This is a genomic window from Bradyrhizobium sp. CCBAU 21365 (genome assembly GCF_015291305.1).
Classification (GTDB): Bacteria; Pseudomonadota; Alphaproteobacteria; order Rhizobiales; family Xanthobacteraceae; genus Bradyrhizobium; species Bradyrhizobium elkanii.
Genome location: NZ_CP030036.1, coordinates 8483487 through 8507208 on the forward strand (window position 1 = coordinate 8483487; position 23722 = coordinate 8507208).

General features: G+C 63.0%; 20 protein-coding genes and 2 pseudogenes. 4 read left to right on the forward strand and 18 right to left on the reverse strand.

The genetic code is table 11. The annotated features are described in order from the left end of the window. Positions 1-30: 30 nt before the first annotated feature. On the reverse strand, positions 31-354 hold the full coding sequence (locus XI02_RS40125; protein WP_018268871.1) for a hypothetical protein: 324 nt from the start codon (positions 352-354) through the stop codon (positions 31-33). A 421-nt stretch (positions 355-775) separates the two neighbouring features. Between XI02_RS40125 and XI02_RS45870 the strand changes: the two are divergent. Continuing rightward, positions 776-919 (forward strand): annotated as a pseudogene (locus tag XI02_RS45870) (ferredoxin--NADP reductase); the annotation flags it as partial. Positions 920-1050: 131 nt separating this feature from the next. Here the strand turns inward: XI02_RS45870 and XI02_RS40130 are convergent. Beyond that, positions 1051-1375: pseudogene (locus XI02_RS40130) on the reverse strand (helix-turn-helix domain-containing protein). A 909-nt stretch (positions 1376-2284) separates the two neighbouring features. On the opposite strand from XI02_RS40130, the gene XI02_RS40135 reads away from it, so the two are divergent. Further along, the gene (locus XI02_RS40135) at positions 2285-3196 is read left to right on the forward strand and encodes a LysR family transcriptional regulator (RefSeq protein ID WP_085970796.1); all 912 of its coding nucleotides are present in this window, start codon (positions 2285-2287) and stop codon (positions 3194-3196) included. Here XI02_RS40135 and XI02_RS40140 read toward each other — a convergent pair. From XI02_RS40140 to trbB, 11 genes are read right to left on the reverse strand one after another with little or no spacing between them, the layout of a single operon-like run. After that, the gene (locus tag XI02_RS40140; protein ID WP_028344236.1) at positions 3160-3417 is read right to left on the reverse strand and encodes a DUF2274 domain-containing protein; all 258 of its coding nucleotides are present in this window, start codon (positions 3415-3417) and stop codon (positions 3160-3162) included. The genes XI02_RS40135 and XI02_RS40140 overlap by 37 nt on opposite strands. Next, a complete protein-coding gene (locus XI02_RS40145; RefSeq protein ID WP_028344235.1) occupies positions 3414-4616 on the reverse strand; it encodes a TrbI/VirB10 family protein in 1203 nt (400 codons plus the stop codon). The genes XI02_RS40140 and XI02_RS40145 overlap by 4 nt, the downstream gene beginning before the upstream one ends. After that, a complete protein-coding gene (gene trbG, locus XI02_RS40150) occupies positions 4607-5683 on the reverse strand; it encodes a P-type conjugative transfer protein TrbG (protein ID WP_028344234.1) in 1077 nt (358 codons plus the stop codon). Before trbG ends, XI02_RS40145 begins: the two co-directional genes overlap by 10 nt. Beyond that, positions 5680-6369, reverse strand: coding sequence for a conjugal transfer protein TrbF (gene trbF, locus XI02_RS40155; RefSeq protein WP_028344233.1), 690 nt, complete (start codon positions 6367-6369; stop codon positions 5680-5682). The genes trbG and trbF overlap by 4 nt, the downstream gene beginning before the upstream one ends. A gap of 3 nt (positions 6370-6372) precedes the next feature. Further along, positions 6373-7734, reverse strand: coding sequence for a P-type conjugative transfer protein TrbL (gene trbL / locus XI02_RS40160; protein WP_028344232.1), 1362 nt, complete (start codon positions 7732-7734; stop codon positions 6373-6375). Further along, positions 7731-8051: a putative entry exclusion protein TrbK-alt gene (gene trbK-alt, locus XI02_RS40165; RefSeq protein ID WP_028344231.1), complete on the reverse strand. Its 321-nt coding sequence runs from the start codon at positions 8049-8051 to the stop codon at positions 7731-7733. Before trbK-alt ends, trbL begins: the two co-directional genes overlap by 4 nt. A 10-nt stretch (positions 8052-8061) precedes the next feature. Then, positions 8062-8820, reverse strand: coding sequence for a P-type conjugative transfer protein TrbJ (gene trbJ, locus XI02_RS40170; RefSeq protein ID WP_028344230.1), 759 nt, complete (start codon positions 8818-8820; stop codon positions 8062-8064). Continuing rightward, the gene (gene trbE / locus XI02_RS40175) at positions 8817-11255 is read right to left on the reverse strand and encodes a conjugal transfer protein TrbE (protein ID WP_028344229.1); all 2439 of its coding nucleotides are present in this window, start codon (positions 11253-11255) and stop codon (positions 8817-8819) included. Before trbE ends, trbJ begins: the two co-directional genes overlap by 4 nt. Positions 11256-11262: 7 nt before the next feature. Continuing rightward, positions 11263-11538, reverse strand: coding sequence for a VirB3 family type IV secretion system protein (locus tag XI02_RS40180; RefSeq protein ID WP_028343856.1), 276 nt, complete (start codon positions 11536-11538; stop codon positions 11263-11265). Next, entirely contained in the window at positions 11538-11879 is a 342-nt protein-coding gene (locus tag XI02_RS40185; protein WP_028343855.1) for a TrbC/VirB2 family protein, read from the reverse strand. The genes XI02_RS40180 and XI02_RS40185 overlap by 1 nt, the downstream gene beginning before the upstream one ends. Next, positions 11876-12826: a P-type conjugative transfer ATPase TrbB gene (trbB, locus tag XI02_RS40190; RefSeq protein ID WP_051448102.1), complete on the reverse strand. Its 951-nt coding sequence runs from the start codon at positions 12824-12826 to the stop codon at positions 11876-11878. The genes XI02_RS40185 and trbB overlap by 4 nt, the downstream gene beginning before the upstream one ends. Before the next feature lie 384 nt (positions 12827-13210). Here trbB and XI02_RS40195 point away from each other — a divergent pair, with 384 nt between their 5' ends. Together XI02_RS40195 and XI02_RS40200 are read left to right on the forward strand one after the other, a co-directional pair. Beyond that, positions 13211-14161, forward strand: coding sequence for a hypothetical protein (locus XI02_RS40195; RefSeq protein ID WP_028343853.1), 951 nt, complete (start codon positions 13211-13213; stop codon positions 14159-14161). Between the two features lie 8 nt (positions 14162-14169). Beyond that, positions 14170-17808, forward strand: coding sequence for a DEAD/DEAH box helicase (locus XI02_RS40200; RefSeq protein ID WP_028343852.1), 3639 nt, complete (start codon positions 14170-14172; stop codon positions 17806-17808). Between the two features lie 50 nt (positions 17809-17858). Here the strand turns inward: XI02_RS40200 and XI02_RS40205 are convergent, their stop codons facing one another. From XI02_RS40205 to XI02_RS40225, 5 genes are all read right to left on the reverse strand, one after another. Further along, positions 17859-18323 carry a hypothetical protein gene (locus XI02_RS40205; RefSeq protein WP_028343851.1) on the reverse strand — a complete coding sequence of 155 codons (465 nt, stop codon included), beginning with the start codon at positions 18321-18323 and terminating at the stop codon, positions 17859-17861. 7 nt (positions 18324-18330) lie between these two features. Then, positions 18331-20313 (reverse strand): conjugal transfer protein TraG, encoded by a 1983-nt coding sequence (locus XI02_RS40210; RefSeq protein WP_028343850.1) that lies wholly within the window; start codon positions 20311-20313, stop codon positions 18331-18333. A gap of 41 nt (positions 20314-20354) precedes the next feature. Next, complete coding sequence (locus tag XI02_RS40215) at positions 20355-22094, reverse strand: VirD2 family relaxase/mobilization nuclease (protein WP_028343849.1); 1740 nt, start codon at positions 22092-22094, stop codon at positions 20355-20357. A gap of 354 nt (positions 22095-22448) precedes the next feature. After that, entirely contained in the window at positions 22449-23369 is a 921-nt protein-coding gene (locus XI02_RS40220) for a lytic transglycosylase domain-containing protein (protein WP_244980935.1), read from the reverse strand. 4 nt (positions 23370-23373) lie between these two features. Next, positions 23374-23709: a DUF736 domain-containing protein gene (locus tag XI02_RS40225; protein ID WP_028343847.1), complete on the reverse strand. Its 336-nt coding sequence runs from the start codon at positions 23707-23709 to the stop codon at positions 23374-23376. Positions 23710-23722 lie beyond the last annotated feature (13 nt).

Genomic DNA, 23722 nt, shown 5'->3' on the forward strand with positions numbered 1-23722 from the left:
CCACCGCGGGACCGTCGGTGCCGTGGCGGGTTATATGTTCGAGCCCACCACGTTCAGCCCACCCGCTCCGCTAAAGGTAAGGGTATCGTGCGTGTTCAGGACAGTATCCCAGCTGCTGCCCCGAGTCGTCACGATCTGCGACCCGTTCGAAAACGCGCCATCGGAAGATGAGGAAATCACGAGCCCGTTGAGGAAGGGATTCTGCGCACTGCCGTACTCAATCGTCTGCTTGCCACCCACCGGTAGCGCCGTTGCGACGATCTGTCCGGACTGGTTCGGCTCTGAGCCAACGCGCGTGATGAGCAACACCGTAAGTGTCAGGCCGCTTTGATTGATGAGTTTCTTGTATGCCATCTGTGACCTCCGTTACCTGCCGCGTGTCCCCGCGCAAAATGCGGGACAGAGGTTCCGCTATATACATAAGCTGGCTAAGCTAGGCCCCTGCCAGATCTTGTAGGCGGCCAATATTTGGAACCTGTCAGATAGTTTTCATCATGTAGAAAATGCGGTGCCGCTTCGGTGTAAGCACCTAACTGCCCACTGTTGCGGGATAGGCAACATCCCCGCTTGCTCGACACTGGCCAAACTGGTCGCTCTGGAATGCGGTATAGTAGTCGACACAGACACCATCGGCACGCCTTTGTCGTGGCGTCAAAGATGGCGCCATAGGACGAGAAGTAACCGCCGAAGATCGTGTCCCAGTAGGCGAGACATGCTGGATCCATTCGCCGGTATCAGGGATTCCGTATTGCCGCCCGCATCTCCATCTTCATAGCTTAGTAGCCCCCACTGGGCCGACAATCTCTTCAGCTTCACCACCACGCGGGATTCGTCGTTCCGCTTCCGCAGCGGCGAATTCACCATGATCGGGTTCAAGGTCGACGAGGAGCCGCTGCTGCGTGCCTGTAGCCTCGCCAGCGTAGCTGGCTCACCAGTGATATCGAGGGGTGCCGGTTCAAGGCCGCGAGTTGATAGCCTACGCGGGCGTGCATCGGCTGGTGCGAAAGCCGGCGCCCGATCTGTTCGGGCTCCAAGCTTCTCGCCGAGGCCTCATTCGAAATTCTGTGGCGTCGGACCGTTGCGTTTGTTCTTTTGGACACGCGGCTTGCCGAGACGCGCTGACTTACGGCGTTTAGGCGAGGTCTTGCAAGACACCGCATGTTTGGACGGCCGAGCAAAGAATTCGGACAAAATGAACGCCCAGCGTTTCGGCGATGCGATCGAGGAGATCAATTGTCGGATTTTTCGATTGCCGCTCAAGACTGGCCATGTAAGAGCGGTCCATCCCGGCTTGGTAAGCCAATCTCTCTTGGGAAATACCGCGTTTCGCCCGAATCCGACGCACATTCCAAGCCACTAGCGCACGAGTTTTCATGTGCCAAGCATGCCATTCGCTCTGACCGTCAAACCACTGACTATAACGCTACTATTAGCAGGGTGCAGACTCATTAATAAATGCTGAGGCGGTAGGGCTACTTTGCCGATCCAGTCAGGAGCAATCACGTTCGAAGGTCCCATGCGATGGCTCCCCCGCATCTCAGAAGGAGCGCTCGATGAGGCTGAGGCGATAACCGTGGCCTCCCGTGACCGGCGGTTCCGCTGCAACCTTGTTCGCAACCTCGGCGGCGCATCCAAGCGCAACCACCAACTAATGTGATGGACCGATCTGATTTGGCGATGGATTGTCGTGAGGCCGAGTCGTCATCTAATCAAATAGATTGTATTTTGGTGGCATAATTCCAGCAAACGGCCCAGCCGTCTTGCTCAAGCAGAACTTCGTCTGAACCCGCCCGTAACGCTCGCCGAGGCGATTGCACTCCGATGGCAAGAGCCAGCGTCGGCGCGCCACTCAGTGAACGAGTTGTCGAATGCGCCAAGGTCGGTTCGATCATTGGTCGGAGAAACGAGATCGCCGAATCCTTTGAAAAGGAGGCAACCGAGGGCAGATAGCTAAACCTTCTCGCAATTACTTACCGAAGCTCCTGACCTTTTCGCGGTTGAGTTCGTCGAATGGACGCGCTTTAGCCTCTTAGCTGGCGGGCAGCTACATGCGGTTCAATCTGAAGTCGACAGCGATTTTTTTGGTCGGGGCGGAAGCCTACGTTGGCTCTTTTACACGCCATTGCGGTCGGTCGCCAGAACCTCCAATGCCTTCACGAAGGCGCTCAATGGCTGCGTCAGGGCTAGCGCGAAGAAGGCGCTGAAGCAGCGCAAACAAATGGAGTGAACCATTCAAAAAAAAGTTTGGTCACCGGCAATTCGCCATAGGGCTCCGACCACGCCAGTGGAATTAAGAGATCTACGCTGGGCAATCGCCGCATCTCACCACAGAAGCCTCCGCCAAGCGGCAGAAACGCTCAGAATCAAGCAGTCGACGCTTAGTCGTCGCCTGCGCAATCTCGAATACAAGTTGGGCGGCGCTCTCTTCGAGCGCACTTACGCCGGCACGCGACCGACCCTTGAAGGGCAAGAATTCCTCGATGCCGCCCAGCGCATCGTGGATGAAACGGAAGCGATCGCCGCTCGCCTCAAGACTCATTGGCGAGGCGAGAGCGGCCGATTGACCATCGGCGTCCACGCCTCACTCTCAGCCGGCAATCTCCGGGCCACCCTCCTCGACCACCGGCACCGCTTCCCCGATGCTGATACGCATCTGGTAGACGGATCGAGAGACCATCTGATCTCCGATCTAGCCAGTTCCGCCATTGACGTCGCCTTTGTGGCCGAACCCAATTCAAGCTGGAGCGACGGGTGCTTGTCGCTCTGGAGCGAACGTGTCGTCGTCGCCCTCCCCAAGGGCCATCCGCTGGCAAGGCGTGATGTGGTTCACTGGGGCGAACTGAGGGAGGAAGCGCTTCTGTTGTCACAGCATGGCCCGGCACCGGAATTGCTCAAGCTTCTCGTCAGCAAATTGGGTGGGTCCGATCCGTGTTGGCTGCTTCACCATGATGTGGCGCTCGACCGGCTTCTCACTTTGGTGGGCGCGGGCTGGGGTGTCCTGCTGACTTTGGAAGGCGCGACCGGCGCGGCCTATCAGGGAGTGACCTTCCGCGAGGTCCATGATGCGGAGGGTCCGACGCGGCTGAGCTTCCGCGCTTATTGGCGGCAAGACAACTGCAATCCGTCACTGCGTCCGTTCCTCGCCCTACTTCGGGAACGCTATCCAGACCTCTCGGCTGATCCAGAGACGACCTGAGCCGCATTTCGGCGAGCTTTTGCAAAGGCGCGGTCGGTTGCCATGAAACGCTCGATCATCGGCGCGATTAATTTGGCAGGCTCGGCCGGCGTCGTCGCGCCTCCGCTACGCGTTAAAATCTCGGCGTAGCTCTTGAGGTCCCTGAAAACCGCCGCCGGCAGCTCGATCGTGAGCTTGACCGGCTTGTCGTCTTCAAGCGGCCCGAGCTTGAGCTTCGTCATGGCGTTCGCCCCTTTCCGTACGGAGCCAATACCAAATCCCGCGTGACGATAACCCGCACCGGGAAACCTGGCCGGATGGTCAGCGTCGGCTGGATGTTGAGCTGGCGCTGCACGATCTGTTGGCCGGTCTGGCTGATGCTGTTGGACGCACCGCTACGGATCGCTTGAACGAGGTTGTTCTCATTTTGGCTCGTCCCCGCCTCCGCTCCGACGCTGAGCATGGTCGAGAGAGCGGCGGCCTTGAACAGCATACCCCAGTGGTTGTCGACCTCGTCCTCGAGTCCAGCATAACCACCAGTGTCAGCGCCAGGCTGGCGCTCCAGCACGATCGAGTTGCCGTCCGGCATAATGATGCGAGTCCAGACCAAGAGGATGCGGGACTGGCCGAACGCAACGGAACTGTCGTACTGGCCTATCAGTTTCGCACCCTGCGGAATCAGAAGATATTTTCCGGACGGGCTGTCCCAGACCGCCTCCGTGATCTGAGCAGTGACTTGGCCAGGCAGATCGGACCTAATGCCCGTGATGAGCGCGGCCGGGATCACGGTGCCAGCCTGCACGACGTAAGGTGAGGCCTTGGCCTCGAGCCGGTCCGGACTGACTGTGCGCTTGTCCGTCGCAGCGGTAAGGAAGGCCGTCTTGCGGTCCTGCATGTTCTGGGCGGACCCGGCGTCGACGGGCGGTGTCGCGGCTGGAGCCGCCACTATGCCGGCCGCGGCATTCGGGATGACTTGGCCGACACTCTGCGGTTGCTGAGCGGTTTGGGCGAAGAGGCGGCTTACCCGCGCTGCCTCGATTTCCTGGGATTTGTGCTGCGTCTCCGGGTCTGACGTCGCTGCCACGGTGTTCGGTGCAGCTCCGGCGTTGAGGATCGGCTTGCCGAGATCGCCGGGCAGCGGTGGCCCGAGCGGCGGCGCCTGGCGCGGCAGACCGGTATAGTCTTTCGGCAAGGCGGCGAGGCCGTCGGCCGAAGGCCTGTTCTGGGTGCTGAGCAACTCTTGGCCGGCCTGTTGCTTGTTCCCAGTCTGCAGTGCGTAGCCGAGCGCGCCCGCGACGGCGAGGGCCGACACTGCGCCGAGGCCGATCAGAACCTTGCGCGAGAGCCGCGTGACACGGGGCCGCTCGCCTCGAAGCCGAAGGTCCGGTGGCGCGACGGGCGGAATCTCGCGCTGATGTTCGTCTTCGCCATCTATCGCCATGCGCGCGGCCTTCCGTCGGTGCGGACGATGCGCACGCGCCGCTCGCTGTCCTTGTCGCCAAGACGCAATTCGGCGGCGGCGAACAGGCGGTCGACGATGTAGTAGTTGCGGTTGGCGCGATAGTTCACGAGTTCAGAGCCGCCGGCCGGACCGATGACGAACAGCGGCGGCATTTCGCCTTGAACGATCCCACTCGGAAACTCGATGTAAACCTTGTTCCCGTCGTCGAAGGCGCGCAGTGGACGCCAAGCCGGATCGTCGCCCTCAATTGAGTAGCGGAAGTTGATCGAGGCGAGATCGACGCCGGCCGCAATGGGCGCTGCGGTTTCAGCCGCCGCATTCTGCCGCCGAAGCGCAATGAGTTGGTCCTCGGGATACTGCCAGGAGACCGAGGCCATGTAGGTCTTCTCCGTAGAGCGCAGCTCAAGGAGATAGGTTCGCCGGTCGGTGTTGATCACGAGATTGGTGACCAATTCGGGCCGCGTCGGCTTGACCAGAATGTGGATCTTCCGGGTCGCGCCCGCCCCGCTCTCGGTATCTCCGATGATCCAGCGCACCGTGTCGCCGGCGGCGACCGGTCCGGAGCCAACGAGCTGCTCGCCTTCCTGCAGAGCGACATCGGTGATCTGACCGGGCGCCGTATAGACCTGGTACAGGGCTCCGCCGGAGAACGGATAGACCTGCACTGCGTTGATGAAGCCGTTGCGGACCGGCTGCACCCGTGCCGCGGCGTTGGCCTGTTTGACGCGAACCTTGGGGTCAGCGGCTTCGGGGACGCGCTTGCCGGAGACGAGCGGTTTCAACTGCCCCGGTAGCGGCAGGGGTTTTGGCAATTCCACGATCTGGACCGGCGCCGGCGGATCAGCGGTAAGCGTCGCCGGCTCCGCGGTGTCGTAATTGATGTCGGGCGGGATGAAATTGTGTGCGCAGCCGCCAAGCGCCGATGCGACCATCAGCAAAGCCGCAAAGGCGGGTTTACGGGGAGACGTATCGCCGACTTTCCGGTTTTGGTGAACGATAAGCTGCGAAGCCGGACCGCCGGCTCTTGAGAAAATCGGCGGGGTCATTGTCCCAGCTCCTTTGACCAGTTGATGGCGTTGACGTAGATGCCGAGTGGATTCTTGCGCAGCCGATCGGCGTCGGTGGGCGGCTGAATTGCGATCGTGAGGATCGCGGTCCAACGTGTGGTGCCGGCGAGCGCCCCATCCTGAAAGCGGTGTTCGACCCAGGCGACGCGAAAACTGTCGGGCGAGGCGCGGATGACGCTGGAGACGTCGATAGCGACCTGCTGCTTGCCGAGATTGGCGAAGGGGTCATTGGCGCGGGCGTAGTCGTTCAGCGCCACCGAGCCCGCCGTGGTCGTGAAATCATAAGCCTGCAGCCAGTTGTGCCTCACGATGATCGGGTCGGCCGGAAGCGAGCGGACGATCTGGATGAAGTGGGCGAGATACCAGGCAATCTGCGGGTCGTTCGGCCGGTAGTCGGCGGTGGCGGGTGCCACGGCTTGCGCTTCGCCGAGTTTGTCGACCTGCACCACCCAGGGAACGACGGTGCCGTGGGTGGATTGCCAGATGAGCCCGCCGGCGAGGCCGCAGGACAGGATCAGCGAACCGAAGGCCATCAGCCGCCAGTTCTTGGCCTGCACGCGGGCTGAGCCGATGCGTTCGTCCCAAACCTGGGCTGCGCGCTGATACGGGGTTTCGGGTTCGGGTGTACGGCCGAAGCGGACCGACGATCGCCGGAAGACTGACACTTTTTATTCTCCTCCCGAGAGGTCGACGGCGTGACCGCCGCCATGGCTGTCGCCGGATTTGAGGGCTTGCGCGGCCGTCTGCGCGCCGTGAATGACGACCTGATTACGCTTGACGCGCTGGGCCCAGGCGGGCGGACCGCTCTCGTTCGCTGCTTGAGATGCGGTTCCATCGTTTGCGGCGGCGCCGCTCCCGATGGTCCCCATCGTCGAGGAGCCACCGGTGTTGGCGACGCCGGCACGGGCGCCAGAGCTAAAACTTTCCGTCATTGCCCCCGTTGCTCGCGCAGCGGCGCGTCTGACGGGAGCTGCCGCGTGACTTGCCGCCGCACGGCCCACGCCGCCGAGACCGGACGCGACGCCGCCAGCGCCGGACCCACCGGCCGATGCAAGGCTGTAGGCGGAGGACGCACCGCCCGCCATCGCCGCACCACCACGCGCGGCGGCCGCAGCACCGGAGCCAGCTGCCATCGCTCCCCTTCCGGCCAAACCGAGCGCCGCGCCGCCGACCATTGCGGTACCGGCGACGGCAAGGCCGGTGCCGACGGCAGCGCCCGCGCCAAGCTGCGGCGCGCCGGAAACAAGACCGGTGGCGATGCCGGGACCGAAGATGCCGAGGCCGAGCATGGCGAGTGCCGCCAGCACGACGGAGAGCGCCTGCTCGATCGTCGGCTGGCCGCCGCCATAGGCTGACGTGAACTGGGAGAACAGCCCGGTGCCGATGCCGACGATGACGGCGAGCACCATGACCTTCACGCCGGACGCCACGACGTTGCCCAGCACCTTCTCCGCGAGGAAGGCGGTCTTGTTGAAGAGCGCGAAGGGAATAAGGATGAAGCCGGCGAGGGTCGTCAGCTTGAACTCGAGCAGCGTGACGAAGAGCTGCACCGCCAAGATGAAGAAGGCGATCAGCACCAGCAGCCAGGACAGCATCAGCACGGCAATCTGGACAAAGTTCGCAAAAAAGCTGGTGAAGCCCATCATCTGGCTTGCTGCGTCGAGCAGCGGCTGCCCGGCATCGAGACCGACCTGCGCCAGCTTGCCGGGTCGCAAAAAGTCCGCTTGCGAGATCGATGAGCCACCGGCCTTCAGACCGAGGCCAGCAAAGCTGTTGAAGATGATGCCTGAGAGCTTGTTGAAGTTGGTGATGATGAAGGCAAAGAAGCCGATATAGAGGGTCTTCTTCACCAGCCGCTGGAGTATGTCCTCGTCTGCGCCCCAGGCCCAAAACAGGCCGGCCAAGGTGACGTCGATGACGATCAACGTCGACGAGAGATACGTGACCTCGCCTTTGACCAGACCGAAACCTGAATCAATGTAGGTCGTGAAAGTATTGAGGAAGGTGTCAATAACCCCTACGTTGTTCAAGGCTTCTCTCCCTGCGTGGCGTTCGTCATCGGCTGAGTGGCCGGCGCGGCCTGCGGCAGAAGTGGCCGCGCCGGCCCGCCGAAGAAGCGCGCGCGGTTCTCCTTCCAAACCGCCTGGCAGTGCGGATCTTCGGCATCCTGGGGTCCGAGCGCGCTGCAGCGGCGCAGCTCGGCCGAGAGATCATCGGGAGCGGAGACAGAGGGGGCATCGGATACGGACCGTTCCGCCGGGCGCCGATGGATGACGTGCAGCGCGGCAAGGAAAATGGCGAACACGATGATCATCGCGCCAGCGCGAAGGATATCCGAGCGCTCCATGGTCGGTGCCTCAGTTGCCGCTGAACATAGTGACGTTGCCGGGCTGGTAGCCGCTGCGCGTCGCGAAGATCTTGTACTGCTGCTGGCCTTGCGATTCGGTCGCCGTCACGCGCGCCTGCTCCAGCGCGTCCGCCCGCCCCTTCGCGGCGAGAACCGCGACAAGATCGGAAAGCTGCTGGGAATGCAGGGCCAGGAGCTGATTGCCGGCCTGAGCGGCCTGCAGGGCGCCACTTGCCGACTGGCTGGCGGTAACCAGCGAGCTCATTGCGCTGGAGTTGGTCGAGATATTGCCGACGACGCCGGCTTGCACCTTTAGCGAGTCCTCGAAAGCGCCCACCGAGTTCTGCCAACGGGTTTGAGCCGCGGCAAACATCGTCGCATTGGAGCCCGTGGCCGCCGCCGTGCCGTATGTCGTGGAGTACGCCGTCTGGATGCGCTCGACGCTAAAGGCGATGTTCTGGGCCTGACTCAGCAGCGACTGAGTCCGTGCGACCTGTGCCTGAAGCTGGGTCAGCGTCGACAACGGCAGGTTGGCGAGGTTCTTTCCCTGGTTCACCAGGCTCTGCGCCTGATTGGTCAGCATCTGGATCTGATTGTTGATCTGCTGCAGCTCGCGCGCCGCAGTCAGCACATTCTGGCTAAAGTTGGTGGGGTCGTAGACGATCCACTGCGCGGAGGCCGGTGCCGTCAAAAGCGGCGAGATCGATAGAGCGAGCGAGAGAGCGGTCGTGGCGACGAAGTTTGCGCGCTGCGTCTTACGAGTGATCATGATTGTACCTCCAGGTTTGTCAGGTCAGGGATGAGATCGGCAGCCCAGAGCAGCTCGTGATCGGCGAGCCAGGCGGGCGTGAAGTCGTCGCGGCCGTGCTCAGCGAGCAACCGCTCGATTGCGGCATGGTCGGCCTTGGAAGACGCGGCGCAGAAGGCGAGCGCGACCGGCCCGAGGCCGAGCTCAAAGAGCCGATTGCCGCGGCGGGACTGGCAGTAATAGTCCCGCTTCGGTGTCGCCCGCGCGATGATCTCGATCTGGCGATCGTTCAAACCGAACCGCTGATAGATCGCGGCGATTTGCGGTTCGATTGCGCGCTCGTTCGGCAGGAAGATGCGCGTCGGGCAGCTCTCGACGATTGCGGGTGCGATGTTGCTGCCGTCGATGTCGGAGAGCGATTGGGTGGCAAAGACGACGGAGGCGTTCTTTTTCCGTAGCGTCTTCAACCACTCCCTGAGCTGTTGCGCGAAGGCCGGATCGTCGAGGACGAGCCAACCCTCGTCGATGATGAGGAGCGTCGGCCGGCCGTCGAGCCGTCCCTCGATGCGATGGAAGAGGTAGGTAAGAACGGCAGGTGCCGCTCCAGCGCCAATCAAGCCCTCGGTTTCGAAAGCCTGCACCGGGGCGAAGCCGAGCTGCTCGGCCTCCGCGTCGAGCAGACGGCCGGAGGAGCCGCCGACACAATAAGGTTGCAGGGCCTGCTTGAGCGCGGTCGATTGCAAGAGAACCGTCAGGCCGGTGATCGTGCGTTCCTCGACGGGCGAGGATGCCAGTGACGTCAACGCCGACCAGACATGCTCCTTCACGGTCGGGTCGATGGTGACGCCTTCCTTGGCGAGGATCGCGGTCACCCATTCGGCCGCCCAGGCGCGCTCCGCCGCATCGCCGATACGCGCCAGCGGTTGAAGGGAGACTGAGTCTTCAGCGCTGTTCGACAGACTTCCGCCGAGGTCGTGCCAGTCGCCGCCCATGGCAAGCGCCGCCGTGCGGATCGAGCCGCCGAAATCGAAGGCGAAGATCTGGCTCTTCCGGTAGCGCCGGAACTGGATCGCCATCAGCGCCAACAGCACAGACTTGCCGGCGCCGGTCGGGCCGACGATCAGGGTGTGGCCGACGTCGCCAACATGCAGCGAGAAGCGGAACGGTGTCGAGCCTTCGGTCTTGCCGAAGAAGAGTGGCGAGCTGCGGAAATGCTCATCGCGGTCTGGCCCGGCCCAGACCGCCGACAGCGGAATCATGTGGGCGAGGTTCAGTGTCGAGAGCGGCGGCTGGCGGACGTTGGCGTAGGCGTGCCCCGGCAGAGAGCCGAGCCAGGCTTCGAGCGCGTTCACCCCTTCGGGCATACAGGTGAAGTCACGACCCTGGATCACCTTCTCGACGAGGCGCAGCTTCTCGGCGGCGAGACCGGGATCCTCGTCCCAGACGGTGACGGTCGCGGTGACGTAGGCTTGACCGACATCGTCGGTGCCGAGTTCCTGCAAGGCGAGATCGGCATCGGCGGCCTTGTTCGCCGCGTCGCTATCGACCAGTGTCGAGGCCTCGTTGGTCATCACCTCCTTGACGATCGCGGCGATCGACTTTCGCTTGGCGAACCACTGTCGGCGGATCTTGGTCAGCAGCTTCACCGCCTCGGTCTTGTCGAGAAGGATCGCGCGCGTCGACCAGCGGTAGGGAAAGGCGAGCCGGTTCAGCTCGTCGAGGATTCCGGGATGGGTCGCGGTCGGAAAACCGACCACGGTGAGCGTGCGAAGGTGATGACTGCCGAGGCGCGGCTCGAGGCCACCGGCGAGCGGCTCGTCAGCGAGCAACGCGTCGAGATGCATCGGCGTCTCGGGGACGCGTACGCGCTGTTGCCGGGTCGAGATCGTCGAATGCAGGTAGGTCAGCGTCTCGCTGTCGGCGAGCCACGCCACCTCGGGCATGAACCCTTCGACCAGTTGCAGGACGCGATTGGTCCGGTCGACGAATCCGCGCATCAGCTCGTGCGGATCGACGCCGCTCTGCGCGCGGCCCTCATAGAGCCAGCCCTCGATGCGCGAGGCGTCCTCGGCCGGCGGCAGCCAGACGAAGGTCAGGAAATAGCGGCTCTCGAAATGCGCGCCGGACTCCTCGAATGCGTCCCGCCGCTCCAGGTCAACCAGCGCTGATGCGGCGTCTGGAAAAGTGTTGTGCGGATAGGTCTGGGCGGCGATGCGCTGGGCTTCGACGAAGATCGCCCAGCCTGAGCCGAGACGGCGCAGCGCGTTGTTGAGGCGGGCCGTCACGCCGACCAGCTCGGCAGCCGTTGCGCTGTCGAGGTCCGGGCCGCGGAAGCGCGCCGTGCGCTGGAACGCACCGTCCTTGTTGAGGATGACGCCCTTCTCGACCAAAGCGGCCCAGGGCAGGAAGTCGGCGAGACTGTGGGGACGGTTGCGATATTCGGCGAGGTGCAGCATGCAAGCCTCACTGGCCGAGATAGGATGGATAGCGGAGGTGACGTCGAACGACGTCCACGAATAGCGGGTCGCGCTTGGCCGCCCAGACCGCAGCGGCATGCCCCACGGCCCAAATCAACGCCCCGGGAATCCAGAGGTGGAGGCCGAGCGCTATTGCCGCCGCCAACGTGCCGTTGGCGATCGCAACCGTGCGGGGCGCGCCGCCCATCAGGATGGGGTCGGTGAGCGCGCGATGGACCGGCGCGAAGAAGCCCGGCACTTCTGGATCGACGATGCTGGCCATTACACCAAGGCTCCGCCGGAGAAGCTGAAGAAGGTCAGGAAAAAGCTCGACGCGGCGAAGGCGATCGACAGGCCGAAGACGATCTGGATCAGCCGGCGGAAGCCACCCGAGGTATCGCCGAACGCGAGCGTCAGGCCGGTGACGGTGATGATGATGACTGACATGATCTTGGCGACCGGACCTTGCACGGACTCCAGGATCTGATTGAGCGGCGTCTCCCACGGCATCGAGGAGCCCGAGGCGTAGGCCGCCGGGGCAAAGGCGATGGAGATGAAGGCAATCTCCGCGAGGTCGGCGAAGCAGCGACGAACGCGACGGATCGCGGAAGGACACTGGATCATGACGGGTCTCCGAGAATCGAGGATTGGCCGCCCGCCTCGGCAGACTGGACGCGGTAATCGCCGGTGGCGGGATCGAGGCCGGCGACGAGAGCAAGTTCGGCGAGGCGGCGTTCGCGGCCGCGGCCGCGCAGCACCGCGATGAGATCGATGGTCTCGGCGATCAGTGCCTTGGGAACGGTGAGGACGGCTTCCTGGATGAGCTGCTCGAGGCGGCGAAGCGCGCCCAGCGCCGTGCCAGCGTGAATCGTTCCGATCCCACCGGGGTGGCCCGTGCCCCAGGCTTTGAGGAGCTCCAAGGCTTCGCTGCCCCGTACCTCGCCGACTGGAATCCGGTCGGGGCGTAGGCGGAGGGAGGACCGAACAAGATCGGACAGGGACGCCACGCCGTCCTTGGTGCGCAGTGCGACCAGGTTCGGAGCGCGGCATTGCAGCTCACGCGTATCCTCGATCAGGACCACGCGATCAGTGGTGCCGGCGATCTCGGCCAGTAGTGCGTTTGTCAGGGTGGTCTTGCCGGTCGAGGTACCGCCGGCGACCAGGATGTTCTTGCGGGCGGCGACGGCGTCGCGGAGCACGCCCGCCTGGCCCACCGTCATGATCCCAGCCGCCGCGTAGTCGTCCAGCGTGAAAACAGCAACAGCGGGCTTGCGGATCGCAAAGGCCGGCGCCGCAACGACGGGCGGGAGAAGCCCCTCGAACCTCTCCCCTGTCTCGGGAAGCTCGGCGGAGACGCGCGGCTTCTCGGCATGCACCTCAGCGCCGACATGGTGCGCGACCAGGCGCACGATCCGCTCGCCGTCGGCGGCGGACATCGTTCGTCCGCTATCCTCCAGCCCGCCGGACAGCCGGTCGATCCAGAGCCGGCCGTCGGGGTTGAGCATCACCTCGACGATCGAGGGGTCTTCGAGGAAGGTCGCGATCGCGGGGCCAAGCGCGGTGCGCAGCATGCGCGCGCCCCGCGAAAGCGCTTCCGAATGGAGTGGAATGCCCACCACGATCGTCCCCCGTCGAACGCCAATCGCAACAACCGATCGGCGACGGGGATGGATAGAAAAGGCAGGAAATAGGTTAGTTCAACAAGTATTCAGATGTCGTAGGGGGCCGGCGTAGGGCAGAGAAAAAATACTTGCTGCATAGAAGGCGATATCCTAACCGGGATGCGGGGCCAGGTTGCTACTGACTACTTTTTCGGAATTGCAATGGACGACGGTCATACTGCACGTGTAGGCCCGGTTTTGGTCGTTGCGACCGCCAAAGGCCTAGTTTCATCGAACGATAACAGGGTATATTCCCGGCGATCGACAATTTTTGGTTGAGGCGTTTTATCAACGATGCACACCTGTCCGCCCCCGAGCGAGGCGCTCGACGAATGGCTCGAATCTTTCGACAGCGTGCGGGGGCGTTTCGGCCACCTTCTCCTCGAGCAAAAATCCGACACCGACAACGACCTGATCGCCGGGCTAAGGCCGTACTTCGAGTCGGCTCACACAGACGCGCGGGAATACTTCCACGCTCAGATCGGGATCAACCTTCACCCGGACGCTGGCGCTCCCGGCGAGGAGGCTTGCTATCCGAACTGCCTCCCCCTGAAGGCGCTTCGCGGTCTTTTCGGGGAGGTGATGGCGGGAATGCTCACGGAAGCTTTTCGCGATTCGTTTGTCGGCGGTCACGCTTGGCGCGTGCCGATCTACCTGTTTCGGTATCACGCTGATGTTGAGGCCTATTTATTCTCACTGGCTCGAGACGGGCGGCGGCGGCGCGAGGTGTTTGGCCGATTCGGGAGCGACTTCATCGGAGTCGTTCTGGATGATGATGGTCGGGTATCGAGGTTTATCGCTGGAGAGGCCAAATGGCGCCGCCGGCTCACCGATAGTGTCTTCAATGAGCTGATGCTCGGTGAGCTTATCACCGACCCGGACACTGGAGAGCGCACACGTTCGGGGAAAGGTGTGTGGTTTGAAATAAATCGGGACACACCGATGCCGCATGGCTTGCGCCAACTGCAGAGGCTTTTAGAACAGCGAGATCCGGAGGGCTATGCGGCGGCGATCTTGTCGCTCGATGAGGCGCTGATCCTCGATCACCCACGGCCGCTGCCTCGCACGAACCTCATTCTGATCGCGGGTAACGGCGCGCAACGGAGAGAGGAAGGAGACGTGCTGATCGGCTGGGAGGAACTGCCGAACGAGTACACCGCTCCTCATGACCTACAGGTCGTTGAGCTCATCCTGAGCGACGGAGAATTGCTCATCGATGGCCTGTATTCTTCGCTCTGGACGTAGGCTGAGCTATGCCAGAATTTGATGCTGAACGGCTCGACCTGGCCAACAATCTCCGCCGCCAACTGGCCGTGGAAAATGAACTCTCGCGCCTACAGGCTCGAGCGTATGTTCGCTGTCTGCAGGCGACATGGCAAGTGCCTACAATTCAATGGACGGACCAGGAATCCGCCGGTCAGCTGCAGGACGCAAGGCGTCTCCTTCATGCAGCACATATATTTCAGCAAGTCGAAGGGCCGGCGTCGCCAGGCGCTATCGCCTGCTTTCGCCGCACAGGCGAAATCCTTGAGTGGTTGACGCGAGCAGCGGATAGCATCCGCGCCGTTGTTCCGATCGAGATACTTGCTGCTGCCGCCTACCAACTTGGCGGCCTCCCAGCAATGGCGTCCGGTCTATTGGGGCAGGTTGATAGCGAGCACGATGGGGTCGCTCTGTACGCTGCCTTCTTGCGTGCGGATTTTGACAACGTGCTGGAGCGGGCGGCCGAGTTTTGGGCATCCCACAGCGATCTGACGAGATCAGACGCCTCCGAAAAATTGGCTAGACCCGACCTAGACGCGTTCGACGATGATGACCGAGTAACTTGGCTCTTCACCGTCGAGCTCGTGCGCTGCCTCGGGCTCCTGGCTGACAGTCTACGACGTGGGGATGATGAGCGCAGCGGCCGCGCGATGGAGAAGCTCAACGCCCTTGATGGAATGGCCGCGCGTGTTTTCAGCGACGACGCCTCGCTCCTCGTGGGACTGCTGAAGCAGGTAGCGGATGGCTTCAGACGCGCAAGCATCTATCGTCCCCTCAATGCGCTATCGGACCTCAATCCCGACCGACGTTCGAAGCTCCTGGCCTACGCTCGGGGACAATTCAGCCGGGGGCGCGGTATTCTCTGGACCTCGCAATTGCAGGGGCTGGAGCGCCTGTTGAGGGACAGTTCCTTTGCTCTTTGTACACCAACTGGATCTGGCAAAACGCTGGTCGCCAACATGGCGTTGGTCAAAGAGTTGCTGCTACGGGGGCACGAGGACGTCGCCCCCTTGGCAATCTATCTCGTGCCCTCGCGCGCCCTAGCTGGTGAAGTGGAGGCTAAGCTTCGAGGTGAGCTCGGCGATGAGATGATCGTCACCGGACTCTATGACGGCGCGGACTGGGGCATCACGGATTATTGGCTGAGCGGTGAACAACCGACCGTGCTCATCGTGACGGTAGAAAAGGCGGATGCGCTGATGCGCTACCTTGGTCCCCTTTTGCTTGGGCGCTTGCGGCTTGTGGTCATTGACGAAGCACACCAGGTGGTTCCGGAGAGTGGGGAGAACACCAGGATCAGTTTTTCGGAGCACCGCAATCGCTCGCTCCGGCTCGAAAGCTTCATATCGCGCGTTCTCGCAAGGCGGCCGGACGTCGTGCGAATCGCGCTCACTGCGGTGGCAGGAGGCGCATCCCTGCCTGTAGCACGTTGGGTCGAGGGGCGGCCCGACGCTGAAGCCGTAGGAGTGCGTTATCGAAGCACTCGACAGGTTATCGGCGTTTTGGAAACAACACCGAACCGCCCGTGCCGGATCCTTCTCGATATCATGAACGGGCGACCGCTGTATCTGCGTGGCCAGGAGCAGCCCTTGTATCTCCGGCTTCGAATCGAACAAATGCCGCAATTGCCAGCGGGCATGCGGAATAGTCTCAATCGCTTCAATAGTCTAACCGTACTTTGGACGGCTCTTCACTTGGTCGAGGAAGATCAACGCATTCTTATCTCCGTAGCGCAGGAACCAGAACAGACGATGCGCTGGTTCAAGGAAGCTCTCGAACTGCCGACATGGGCGACAGCGCCTGGCTTCTCGGCGCCTGACGGGGAAATGCGCGGGCGCTACGACGAAGCACGGGCTGCTTGTATCGACTATTGCGGCGTCGACTCCTTCGAGCTCGCGCTCCTTGATCGGGGCATTGCGACGAGCCACGGCCAAATGCCGCAACGGCTTCGGCGCCTGATGACCGAAATGATCGAGCGGAGAATTTGCCCGATAACGGTCGCAACCGCGACATTGACAGAGGGAGTTAACCTTCCGTTCGACTTAATTCTTCTTACGTCGCTGAAGCGGCGCTCTTGGGACGCAGAGAACGAGCAACAGATAATAACGCCACTTTCCACTGCGGAATTCCGCAATCTCGCAGGCCGGGCTGGACGGCCCGGAGCCGCCCGAGGGATCGAGGGTATGACGCTTGTAGCGCTCCCAACCACGATCTCCACGACGGCAGACAGTTTCGTCGGGGTTCAGCGCAGGCAACGTCGTGATCTCGTGACAGACTATGAACAGCTCCGAACGGCGTTGCTGATCGAGGAACGCGATGCTGATGCGGTCGAGAGTCCGTTGGCCATGCTCCTGACCGCAATCCGCGATCGTGCAATCAGCGTTCTTGGGCTGCCGCCTAACCGATTTCTGGACTGGCTCGATCAGGTCCTTCCGCCGAATATCAGTCCCGAGGCTGGTGAGGGAGCGAGCGGACTTCGCGCTCGCCTAGCAGATAGTCTTGATGAACTTGACGGCGTGCTGCTCGCGGCGCTGGAGGAGGTCGCACGCGCAGACGAAGTGAGCATGACGGGCGCCGAAGCCGAAGCTCAGCTCATCGAACTATGGCGGCGAACATTCACCGCGGTTGCTGCCGCCCAAGAAGAATGGATGGAGCAAGCGTTTATACGGCGTGGCCGCGCGGTGGTGGAAACCGTCTACCCGGACGCGGACGAACGTCGGCGTCTCTATCAATATGGCTTCTCTCCGATCGTTGGCCGTCGCTTCGAGGGGGTTGCTCCTCAAATCCGAGTTTTGATGGCAGCAGCACACAGCTACGGGGTTGATGATGCTGGCACCCGGCTGCGCGTATTCGAACAAATCGGGATGCTTCTCTCTAATGATCGCGGGTTCGGATTTCGGGTGCGCGCCACGGTCGGCGATCAGGCGCTGCTCGCAAACTGGCGAGACGTGCTGGCATGGTGGATGCAAGCAGCGGACGCCGCTGGACCTGATGCGGATCAGCTTCGGAGCTGGCAGCGCTTCGTTGCCGACAACCTCGAATTCAAGTTGGGTGTCGCCATAGGAGCGGCCGTCGCGCAGGCCTGGTCGGCAGGCGCGGGCGACCCCTACGCGGTACCGTCGCTTTCAGAGTGGCGCGTTACCACGGGTTTACCGTGGTTTGGCTTTTGGGCTCGCGAACTGCTGCGATGGGGCACACACGATCCGTTCGTCGCCTATGTGCTTGCACAAGGGCTAGCTCACACACGAGAGCGCGCTGCCGAACGTCGTGAAGAGTTCGAAACTTGGTTGCACGCAAACCACGTGGATATCGAGCCCGACGACTACATCGATCCGCAGCTTTTTCTCGAGTGGCAGAACAGCTTGCCCAGGCGAGAGCACGCCGCCGTACCATTTGCTCCCGAGACGGTCGAATTGACTGGAACCAATGGCGCGCGACCACGATACAACGTGATACCTGTTCCCCACGGCGCCCGCGTTAGTTGGCTTGACCCCGCTGGCTTTGAGCTCGCAACGTCGAAGGATATTGCCGGCGCTTATGACAATAGTTCCATTCGGAACGACTACGAGCTTCGCGCCACGCAGCGCGGCGCCTCCGTGAACAGAACTTTTCGCGCAGGCGCTCAATAATCCGCTGAGACGAATGGGGCCGGAGCGGGGCTGGCGACTGTTGCGGTTCCCTAATTACCTTCGGACCCCGCTGGTTCTGGGCGGGAATAAGACTGAACGCTATCCACGTCACCCGGGATCTCCTGCCTCAGCTGTGGCCCGTGGCTTAGTCGCCGGCCCAGCGTCGCGACGAAGTTATCATAACGCGCTCCGGCCTGTGCCCTCGCGGCCTTGGAGGCTGGTTCGGGGAGCGGCGGTGTCGTCGTGAGCCAGAAGCGGATGAAGAGAGCGATGGTCTCGACTGAAATCCCGACGTCCCGCTCAAGGCGCGCGATCCGGCGATCGATTTGGTCTAGGCGCTTGGCGATGGCGGCTTCACGCCGCTCATCGGCGTCCGGCGACAGAAAGGATGCAATGGCGGCTTCGGCGATGAGCGAAAGCGGCTGCTCGCGCCGGGCGGCGTAAGCAGACAGCGAGGTCATGACGTCAGGGTCGAGATAAACTGACATCTGGGCTTTCTTCTTTGGGGCGGTCATGCCTGCCTCACAATCCGAGATCGTCGCCGGGATCGAGCGACGCTTGGCGAGCGACGCCCTGCATCATGTCGTTCATGCGCCTGATTCGCGGGACATCTTCATCGAGCTCATCGACGAGGTCCGAAGCGAACTCGTTCTCGAGTGGTTCCTTATTCTCCACCGTGTCTCGATCGAGTTCCGGCTGCCGCCGGCGATCGGCGGTCTTTGGATCTTCGTCATCCGTCTGGCCGTCAGTCGGCGCCTGCAATGCCGATGGGCGCGGCGGCAGCGGCCGTGAACTCCAATCGTCCAGCCGGCCGCCATTGGGTTTGGTCAGCGTCGGCGGCGCTATGATGCGCTCCTGGAAGCGCGCGTCCTCGTAATAGCGCGCCTTCTTGGCCCGAATCGGACGGAGACCCGACATCATGACGATCTCATCGGATGGCGGGAGCTGCATCATCTCGCCTGGGGTGAGCAGCGGGCGGGCGGTCTCCGACCGCGACACCATCAGGTGACCCAGCCAAGGCGCGAGCCGGCTGCCGGCATAGTTCTTCATCGCCTTCATCTCGGTCGCCGTGCCGAGGGCATCGCTCACCCGCTTCGCGGTCCGCTCGTCATTGGTCGCGAAGCTGACCCGAACGTGACAGTTGTCGAGGATAGAGTTGTTGGGCCCATAGGCTTTCTCGATCTGGTTCAGCGATTGGGCGATCAGAAAGCTCTTGATGCCGTAACCCGCCATGAAGGCCAGCGCGGACTCGAAGAAGTCGAGCCGGCCGAGCGCCGGGAATTCGTCGAGCATCAGGAGGAGCCGGCGCCGGCTGGCCTTGGCCTGGAGATCCTCGGTCAAGCGGCGGCCGATCTGGTTGAGGATTAGGCGGATCAGCGGCTTGGTGCGGTTGATGTCTGAGGGCGGCACGACGAGGTAAAGCGTGGTCGCTCGCTCTCCGCCGACGATGTCGGTGATCCGCCAGTCGCAGCGCCGGGTGACCTGCGCCACCACCGGATCTCGGTAGAGACCCAGGAACGACATGGCGGTACTCAGGACGCCGGAGCGTTCGTTGCTGGATTTGTTCAGCAGTTCTCGCGCAGCGGAAGCGACCACTGGATGGACGCCGGCCTCGCCGAGATGCGCCGTCCGCATCATCGCGGCAAGCGTCGTCTCGATCGGCCGCTTGGGATCGGACAGGAACGCAGCAACGCCAGCGAGCGTCTTGTCTTCCTCGGCATAGAGGACGTGGAGAATCGCGCCGACCAGGAGCGCGTGACTGGTTTTCTCCCAGTGGTTCCGCTTCTCGAGGCTGCCCTCCGGGTCGACCAGGATGTCGGCGATATTCTGGACGTCGCGAACCTCCCACTCGCCGCGGCGGACCTCCAGCAGCGGATTGTAGGCCGACGATTTCGCGTTGGTGGGATCGAACAGAAGCGCGCGGCCATGCCGAGTGCGGAAGCCGGCGGTGAGCTGCCAATTCTCTCCCTTGATATCGTGGACGATCGCCGAGCCCGGCCAAGTCAGCAGCGAAGGAATGACGAGGCCGACGCCCTTCCCGCTCCGGGTTGGCGCGAAGCACAGGACATGCTCCGGCCCATCATGGCGAAGATAGGTCTGCTCGAACCGGCCGAGCACGACGCCGTCAGGTCCAAGCAATCCGGCCTGCTCGATCTCCTTTGCCTCAGCCCAGCGCGCAGAACCGTAGGTCTCAGCGTTCTTCGCTTCACGAGCGCGCCAGACCGACATGCCAATCGCAGCGGCGGCCGCGATGATGCCGCCGGATGCGGCGATGTAGCCGCCCTCGATGAAGATTGAGGGTGCGTAGGCATCGTAGGCATACCACCACCAGAAGAAGGCCGGCGGGAGATAGAACGGAAAATGGAGCAGTTCGAACCAGGGCTGCCCGAGCTGCGGCTGGAAGCCGAGCCGCCAGGCGGTCCATTCCGTCGCAGACCAAATCGTCAGCAGGACGATCGCGAAGACAGTGATGACCTGCCCCCAGAGAATCTTGGTCGCGGACATGGCGGCAGTGCTTTCCTGACGTCGGTGATTGGAAGGATCGCTCACAGGCCGAGCCCCCGGTTCCGCCCGAAATCCCAATTGATGCCGCCGTCGGCGCGAGCGATGCCGGAGACATGCCGGCCGAGCTGCTTGTCGAGCGAGGGCGTCCAAGGCACAAGCTGGAAGCCCAGACCGTCGTCGAGCATCGCGAAGCGGCCGGAGGCAAGCGCGAAGCGCTGCCGATAGGTGCCGGTGACATATTCGCCGGCGGCCGACGGGTTGAACGGTTGGCCGGTCTCGGCAGCGAGCCGGTTACCGAGAGCTTGGATCTCAAGATGGCGCAGCGTGCCGATGAGGTTCTTCGCAAACACCAGTCCACGCGCCTGGCGTTCGGCGAGACCCTGCTCGATAAGCTGCTCGGCCCGCCGTTGCATGGCGTCGCGGACCTCGGCGCCGAAGCCGGCCTGGCCGAGCGCCACAGGGTCGCGTGCAACGGCCTGGCGGTCGAGCCATGTCGCGCCGCTCGCCGTCACCTGCGCTTCGATCGAGAGATCGGAACGGACGGCAAGCGCCACGCGACGCTGCCCTCTCGCGTCTTCGAATTTGCGCAGCTCGACGATCGAGCCGGGTGCGCTGTCGTCAGCGGCATCGAGGTCGGACAACCGGATGTGATGGGTGCGGCCGTCGACGCCGTCGACTACGGCATAGGCGGTCCCCTTGAGTTCGTCGTCAAGACCACGATCGACGAGGCGTCCGATAAGGGGGACGTCGAGGCTTTCGCCTGCCAGCACGTAGCTCGCCGTCCCGCGCTCGATGCCGCGTTCGGTCAGGCTGCGGTGGATGCGTTTGATGATGTCGCCGCGCTCGCCGAGTGCGCGCAACGTCGTCTCGGCGGTCTCGTCCATGCCCCATTGGCCTGGCCCAAATTGATGAGCGAGGCCAAGGCTCTCCAAGCGGCGCAGCCGGCCGACCTTCAACGCATGGAACTGATCAGGCGGCTCGGCCGGATTGGGCGCAAGGTCGATGACGCCATGCCGGTCAGCGTCGCGAACAAGCTGGCGGTCGAGCTGTGTCCAGCGTTCGGCTTCGACCTGGCGCTCGAGCGAGCGGCGGATGTCGAGATCGGAGCGCAGTCCAAGTTCGTGCGTGACCAGGTCCTGGGCGCGAGCGCGCATCCCCTCTTTGATGTAGTCGCGGGAGATGACGAGGTCCTGGCCGTCTTCGGCGACGCCGCGCACGATGATGTGGACGTGCGGGTGCTGGGTGTTCCAGTGATCGACGCCCAGCCAGTCGAGCCTGGTGCCAAGATCCTTTTCCATCTGGCCGACCAACTCGCGGGCGAAACCTTTGAGGTCAGTCATCTCCGGCGCGTCTTCGGGCGAGACGATGAAACGGAAATGGTGGCGGTCATTCTGACACCGCTCAGCGAAGGCCTTGGGATCGGCATCCTCTGTGTCCGGGCCGAACAGGTGGGCCTTCTCCCCGTCCCGGGTGACGCCCTCGCGCCGGAGATAGCCGAGGTGCGCGGTGAGCGGCGCTGATCTCGCCCTATGCCTGACAACCCGGGTCTTGATCGTCACCAGACGCGAGCGGCCGGTAAGCAGGCGGTTTGCCCGCACACTGGCGAGGCGGCCGCGGCCGAAGCGCGAATGACGGTGGCTCACGAGATGGCCGGCTCGTGAAATGCCGCCACCGGCGCGCTGAGCGGCAGCGAGCGCTTGGGCGATAAAGGGTTTTGCCCGCTGGGCGCGCGAAGAGCGGATGCGGCCAGGCCGAGGCTGAAAGTCATTCTCTTCAGCCATTGGCTACCTCGGTAATGTGCAAGAAGCAGAATCCGTGCAATGAGTTGATGGTGAGGCGCACATTGCGCGCCGAAGCCGCACGTTGCGGACCCGAGGAAAAATGGAAGCACAAACAACCGACCGACCGAGCCGCACATTGCGGCCTTTTATCTCGCCCTCGTTCGGTCGTTGCCTGCTCCTCTCCCTCGCCTGCTCCTTCCTGTTCGCCGATGTTCCCTGAAACACGCCGAAGGACGAATTGGCAACGGATGGCCGTGGCTAGCCGCCTTTGCACGACAACGGTCCCGGTGTCCGCAGCGTGGGTGCTTACGGGCGCGTGTCGATCGGCATCATGATGTTGGCGACGCCGCGCATTCATTGCGATCGTCCCGGTGTCGAGAGCGCGACGAACAGGCCCTCCGACTGCGGCGCGATGGCCGAGAGATCGCGCACTGGAACTGCAGTCGGCATGCCGTGCGGCGGTCCATCGGGCGTCGGTGACGCGGCAGCAGGCGGAACGTCAGCGCGGGCGAAGAAGAGCGGCGCCCGTGTCCAGGATGAACGATAGGAGGCCGCCAGGAGGAGAGGCTCTGGCGTCCCCTCCGCATCGACAAAAGGGGCGATGGCCGCGACATAGGCCTTCGTCTCCGCCGGCAGCGGACGATGTCTGTCGCGGTAATCCTCGTAGCGGCCAGGACCCGCATTGTAGGCCGCGAGGAAGCCCGGCGAGCCGTAGCGGTCGTGCAGTTCACGAAGGAATGCGGCGCCAGCCAAGATGTTGTCATGCGGATCGAAGGGATCGCGTCCGAGACCATAGCGAGCGCGCATGTCCGCCCAGGTCTTGGGCATAAGTTGCATCAGACCGATTGCGCCTTTAGGTGAGACGGCACGCCGATCGCCATTGCTCTCGATGCGCATAACGGCGCAAATCCATGCAGTCGGAATGCCAAAGCGCAGCGCGGCTTCCGCCACATAAGTGACATAGCGGTCGCTCGCAGGTTGACCGCGCGCCGGCGCTCTCTCTGCGGACACTGCCGGCATCGTGCCGCCAATCATCAGCAGAACGGTTATCAGGAGAATGGCAAGGCCCGCCGCGTCTCCACCATGACGCGAGCAACCCGTCATGCTCTCGTCCGGCAAGGGTATGCGCGGCGGGCGGCCCCGCCCTCGACCGCTGGTCTGCACGGAGGCCGACTGGCGTTCGAGCGGGACGAAGGGGTGAGACGGCTTTCCTCCGAACAAAGAGGTGGACCGTTGATGCGCCTGGTTGCCGGCACGCGCGACAGGATCCTGCATGCGATCAGTCCCGTTCGGCGCGCTGGGGCAGACGATTCCAGTTCAGCGTCCAGACCGATTTGTCATCGCCCGACTGGAAGAGATTGGCGCGGATCGGCCGCGGAAGCGTCGGGTCGTCGATGATGAGCGAAACGTAATCGCCGGCCTTCTCTCCGGTGCGCTTCCAGCCCGCGCCAATCTCCGGACCGTCGGCATCGCCGAGGCGGATGCGGTAGTCCGGCGCATTCTCGGCATCCGAGGATTCGACTGGGGTGAGGATGAGATGGCGCTCGAAGAAAAGCGTTTGAATGCGGCCGGTGAAGGTAGACTTATCGCGGGTGAACTGACCGATTTGAGCCATGGGAATCCTCCTT

What these genes read in the sequence shown, in the direction of transcription:
- trbK-alt (WP_028344231.1), bottom strand. Translation starts at nt 8,051, where the DNA reads ATGGAGCGCTCGGATATCCTTCGCGCTGGCGCGATGATCATCGTGTTC.
- XI02_RS40205 (WP_028343851.1), bottom strand. Translation starts at nt 18,323, where the DNA reads ATGACCGCCCCAAAGAAGAAAGCCCAGATGTCAGTTTATCTCGACCCT.
- XI02_RS40220 (WP_244980935.1), bottom strand. Translation starts at nt 23,369, where the DNA reads ATGCAGGATCCTGTCGCGCGTGCCGGCAACCAGGCGCATCAACGGTCC.
- XI02_RS40225 (WP_028343847.1), bottom strand. Translation starts at nt 23,709, where the DNA reads ATGGCTCAAATCGGTCAGTTCACCCGCGATAAGTCTACCTTCACCGGC.
- XI02_RS40200 (WP_028343852.1), top strand. Translation starts at nt 14,170, where the DNA reads ATGCCAGAATTTGATGCTGAACGGCTCGACCTGGCCAACAATCTCCGC.
- XI02_RS40125 (WP_018268871.1), bottom strand. Translation starts at nt 354, where the DNA reads ATGGCATACAAGAAACTCATCAATCAAAGCGGCCTGACACTTACGGTG.
- trbJ (WP_028344230.1), bottom strand. Translation starts at nt 8,820, where the DNA reads ATGATCACTCGTAAGACGCAGCGCGCAAACTTCGTCGCCACGACCGCT.
- XI02_RS40195 (WP_028343853.1), top strand. Translation starts at nt 13,211, where the DNA reads ATGCACACCTGTCCGCCCCCGAGCGAGGCGCTCGACGAATGGCTCGAA.
- XI02_RS40180 (WP_028343856.1), bottom strand. Translation starts at nt 11,538, where the DNA reads ATGGCCAGCATCGTCGATCCAGAAGTGCCGGGCTTCTTCGCGCCGGTC.
- XI02_RS40140 (WP_028344236.1), bottom strand. Translation starts at nt 3,417, where the DNA reads ATGACGAAGCTCAAGCTCGGGCCGCTTGAAGACGACAAGCCGGTCAAG.
- XI02_RS40215 (WP_028343849.1), bottom strand. Translation starts at nt 22,094, where the DNA reads ATGGCTGAAGAGAATGACTTTCAGCCTCGGCCTGGCCGCATCCGCTCT.
- XI02_RS40145 (WP_028344235.1), bottom strand. Translation starts at nt 4,616, where the DNA reads ATGGCGATAGATGGCGAAGACGAACATCAGCGCGAGATTCCGCCCGTC.
- trbE (WP_028344229.1), bottom strand. Translation starts at nt 11,255, where the DNA reads ATGCTGCACCTCGCCGAATATCGCAACCGTCCCCACAGTCTCGCCGAC.
- trbB (WP_051448102.1), bottom strand. Translation starts at nt 12,826, where the DNA reads ATGCTGCGCACCGCGCTTGGCCCCGCGATCGCGACCTTCCTCGAAGAC.
- XI02_RS40185 (WP_028343855.1), bottom strand. Translation starts at nt 11,879, where the DNA reads ATGATCCAGTGTCCTTCCGCGATCCGTCGCGTTCGTCGCTGCTTCGCC.
- XI02_RS40210 (WP_028343850.1), bottom strand. Translation starts at nt 20,313, where the DNA reads ATGTCCGCGACCAAGATTCTCTGGGGGCAGGTCATCACTGTCTTCGCG.
- trbG (WP_028344234.1), bottom strand. Translation starts at nt 5,683, where the DNA reads ATGACCCCGCCGATTTTCTCAAGAGCCGGCGGTCCGGCTTCGCAGCTT.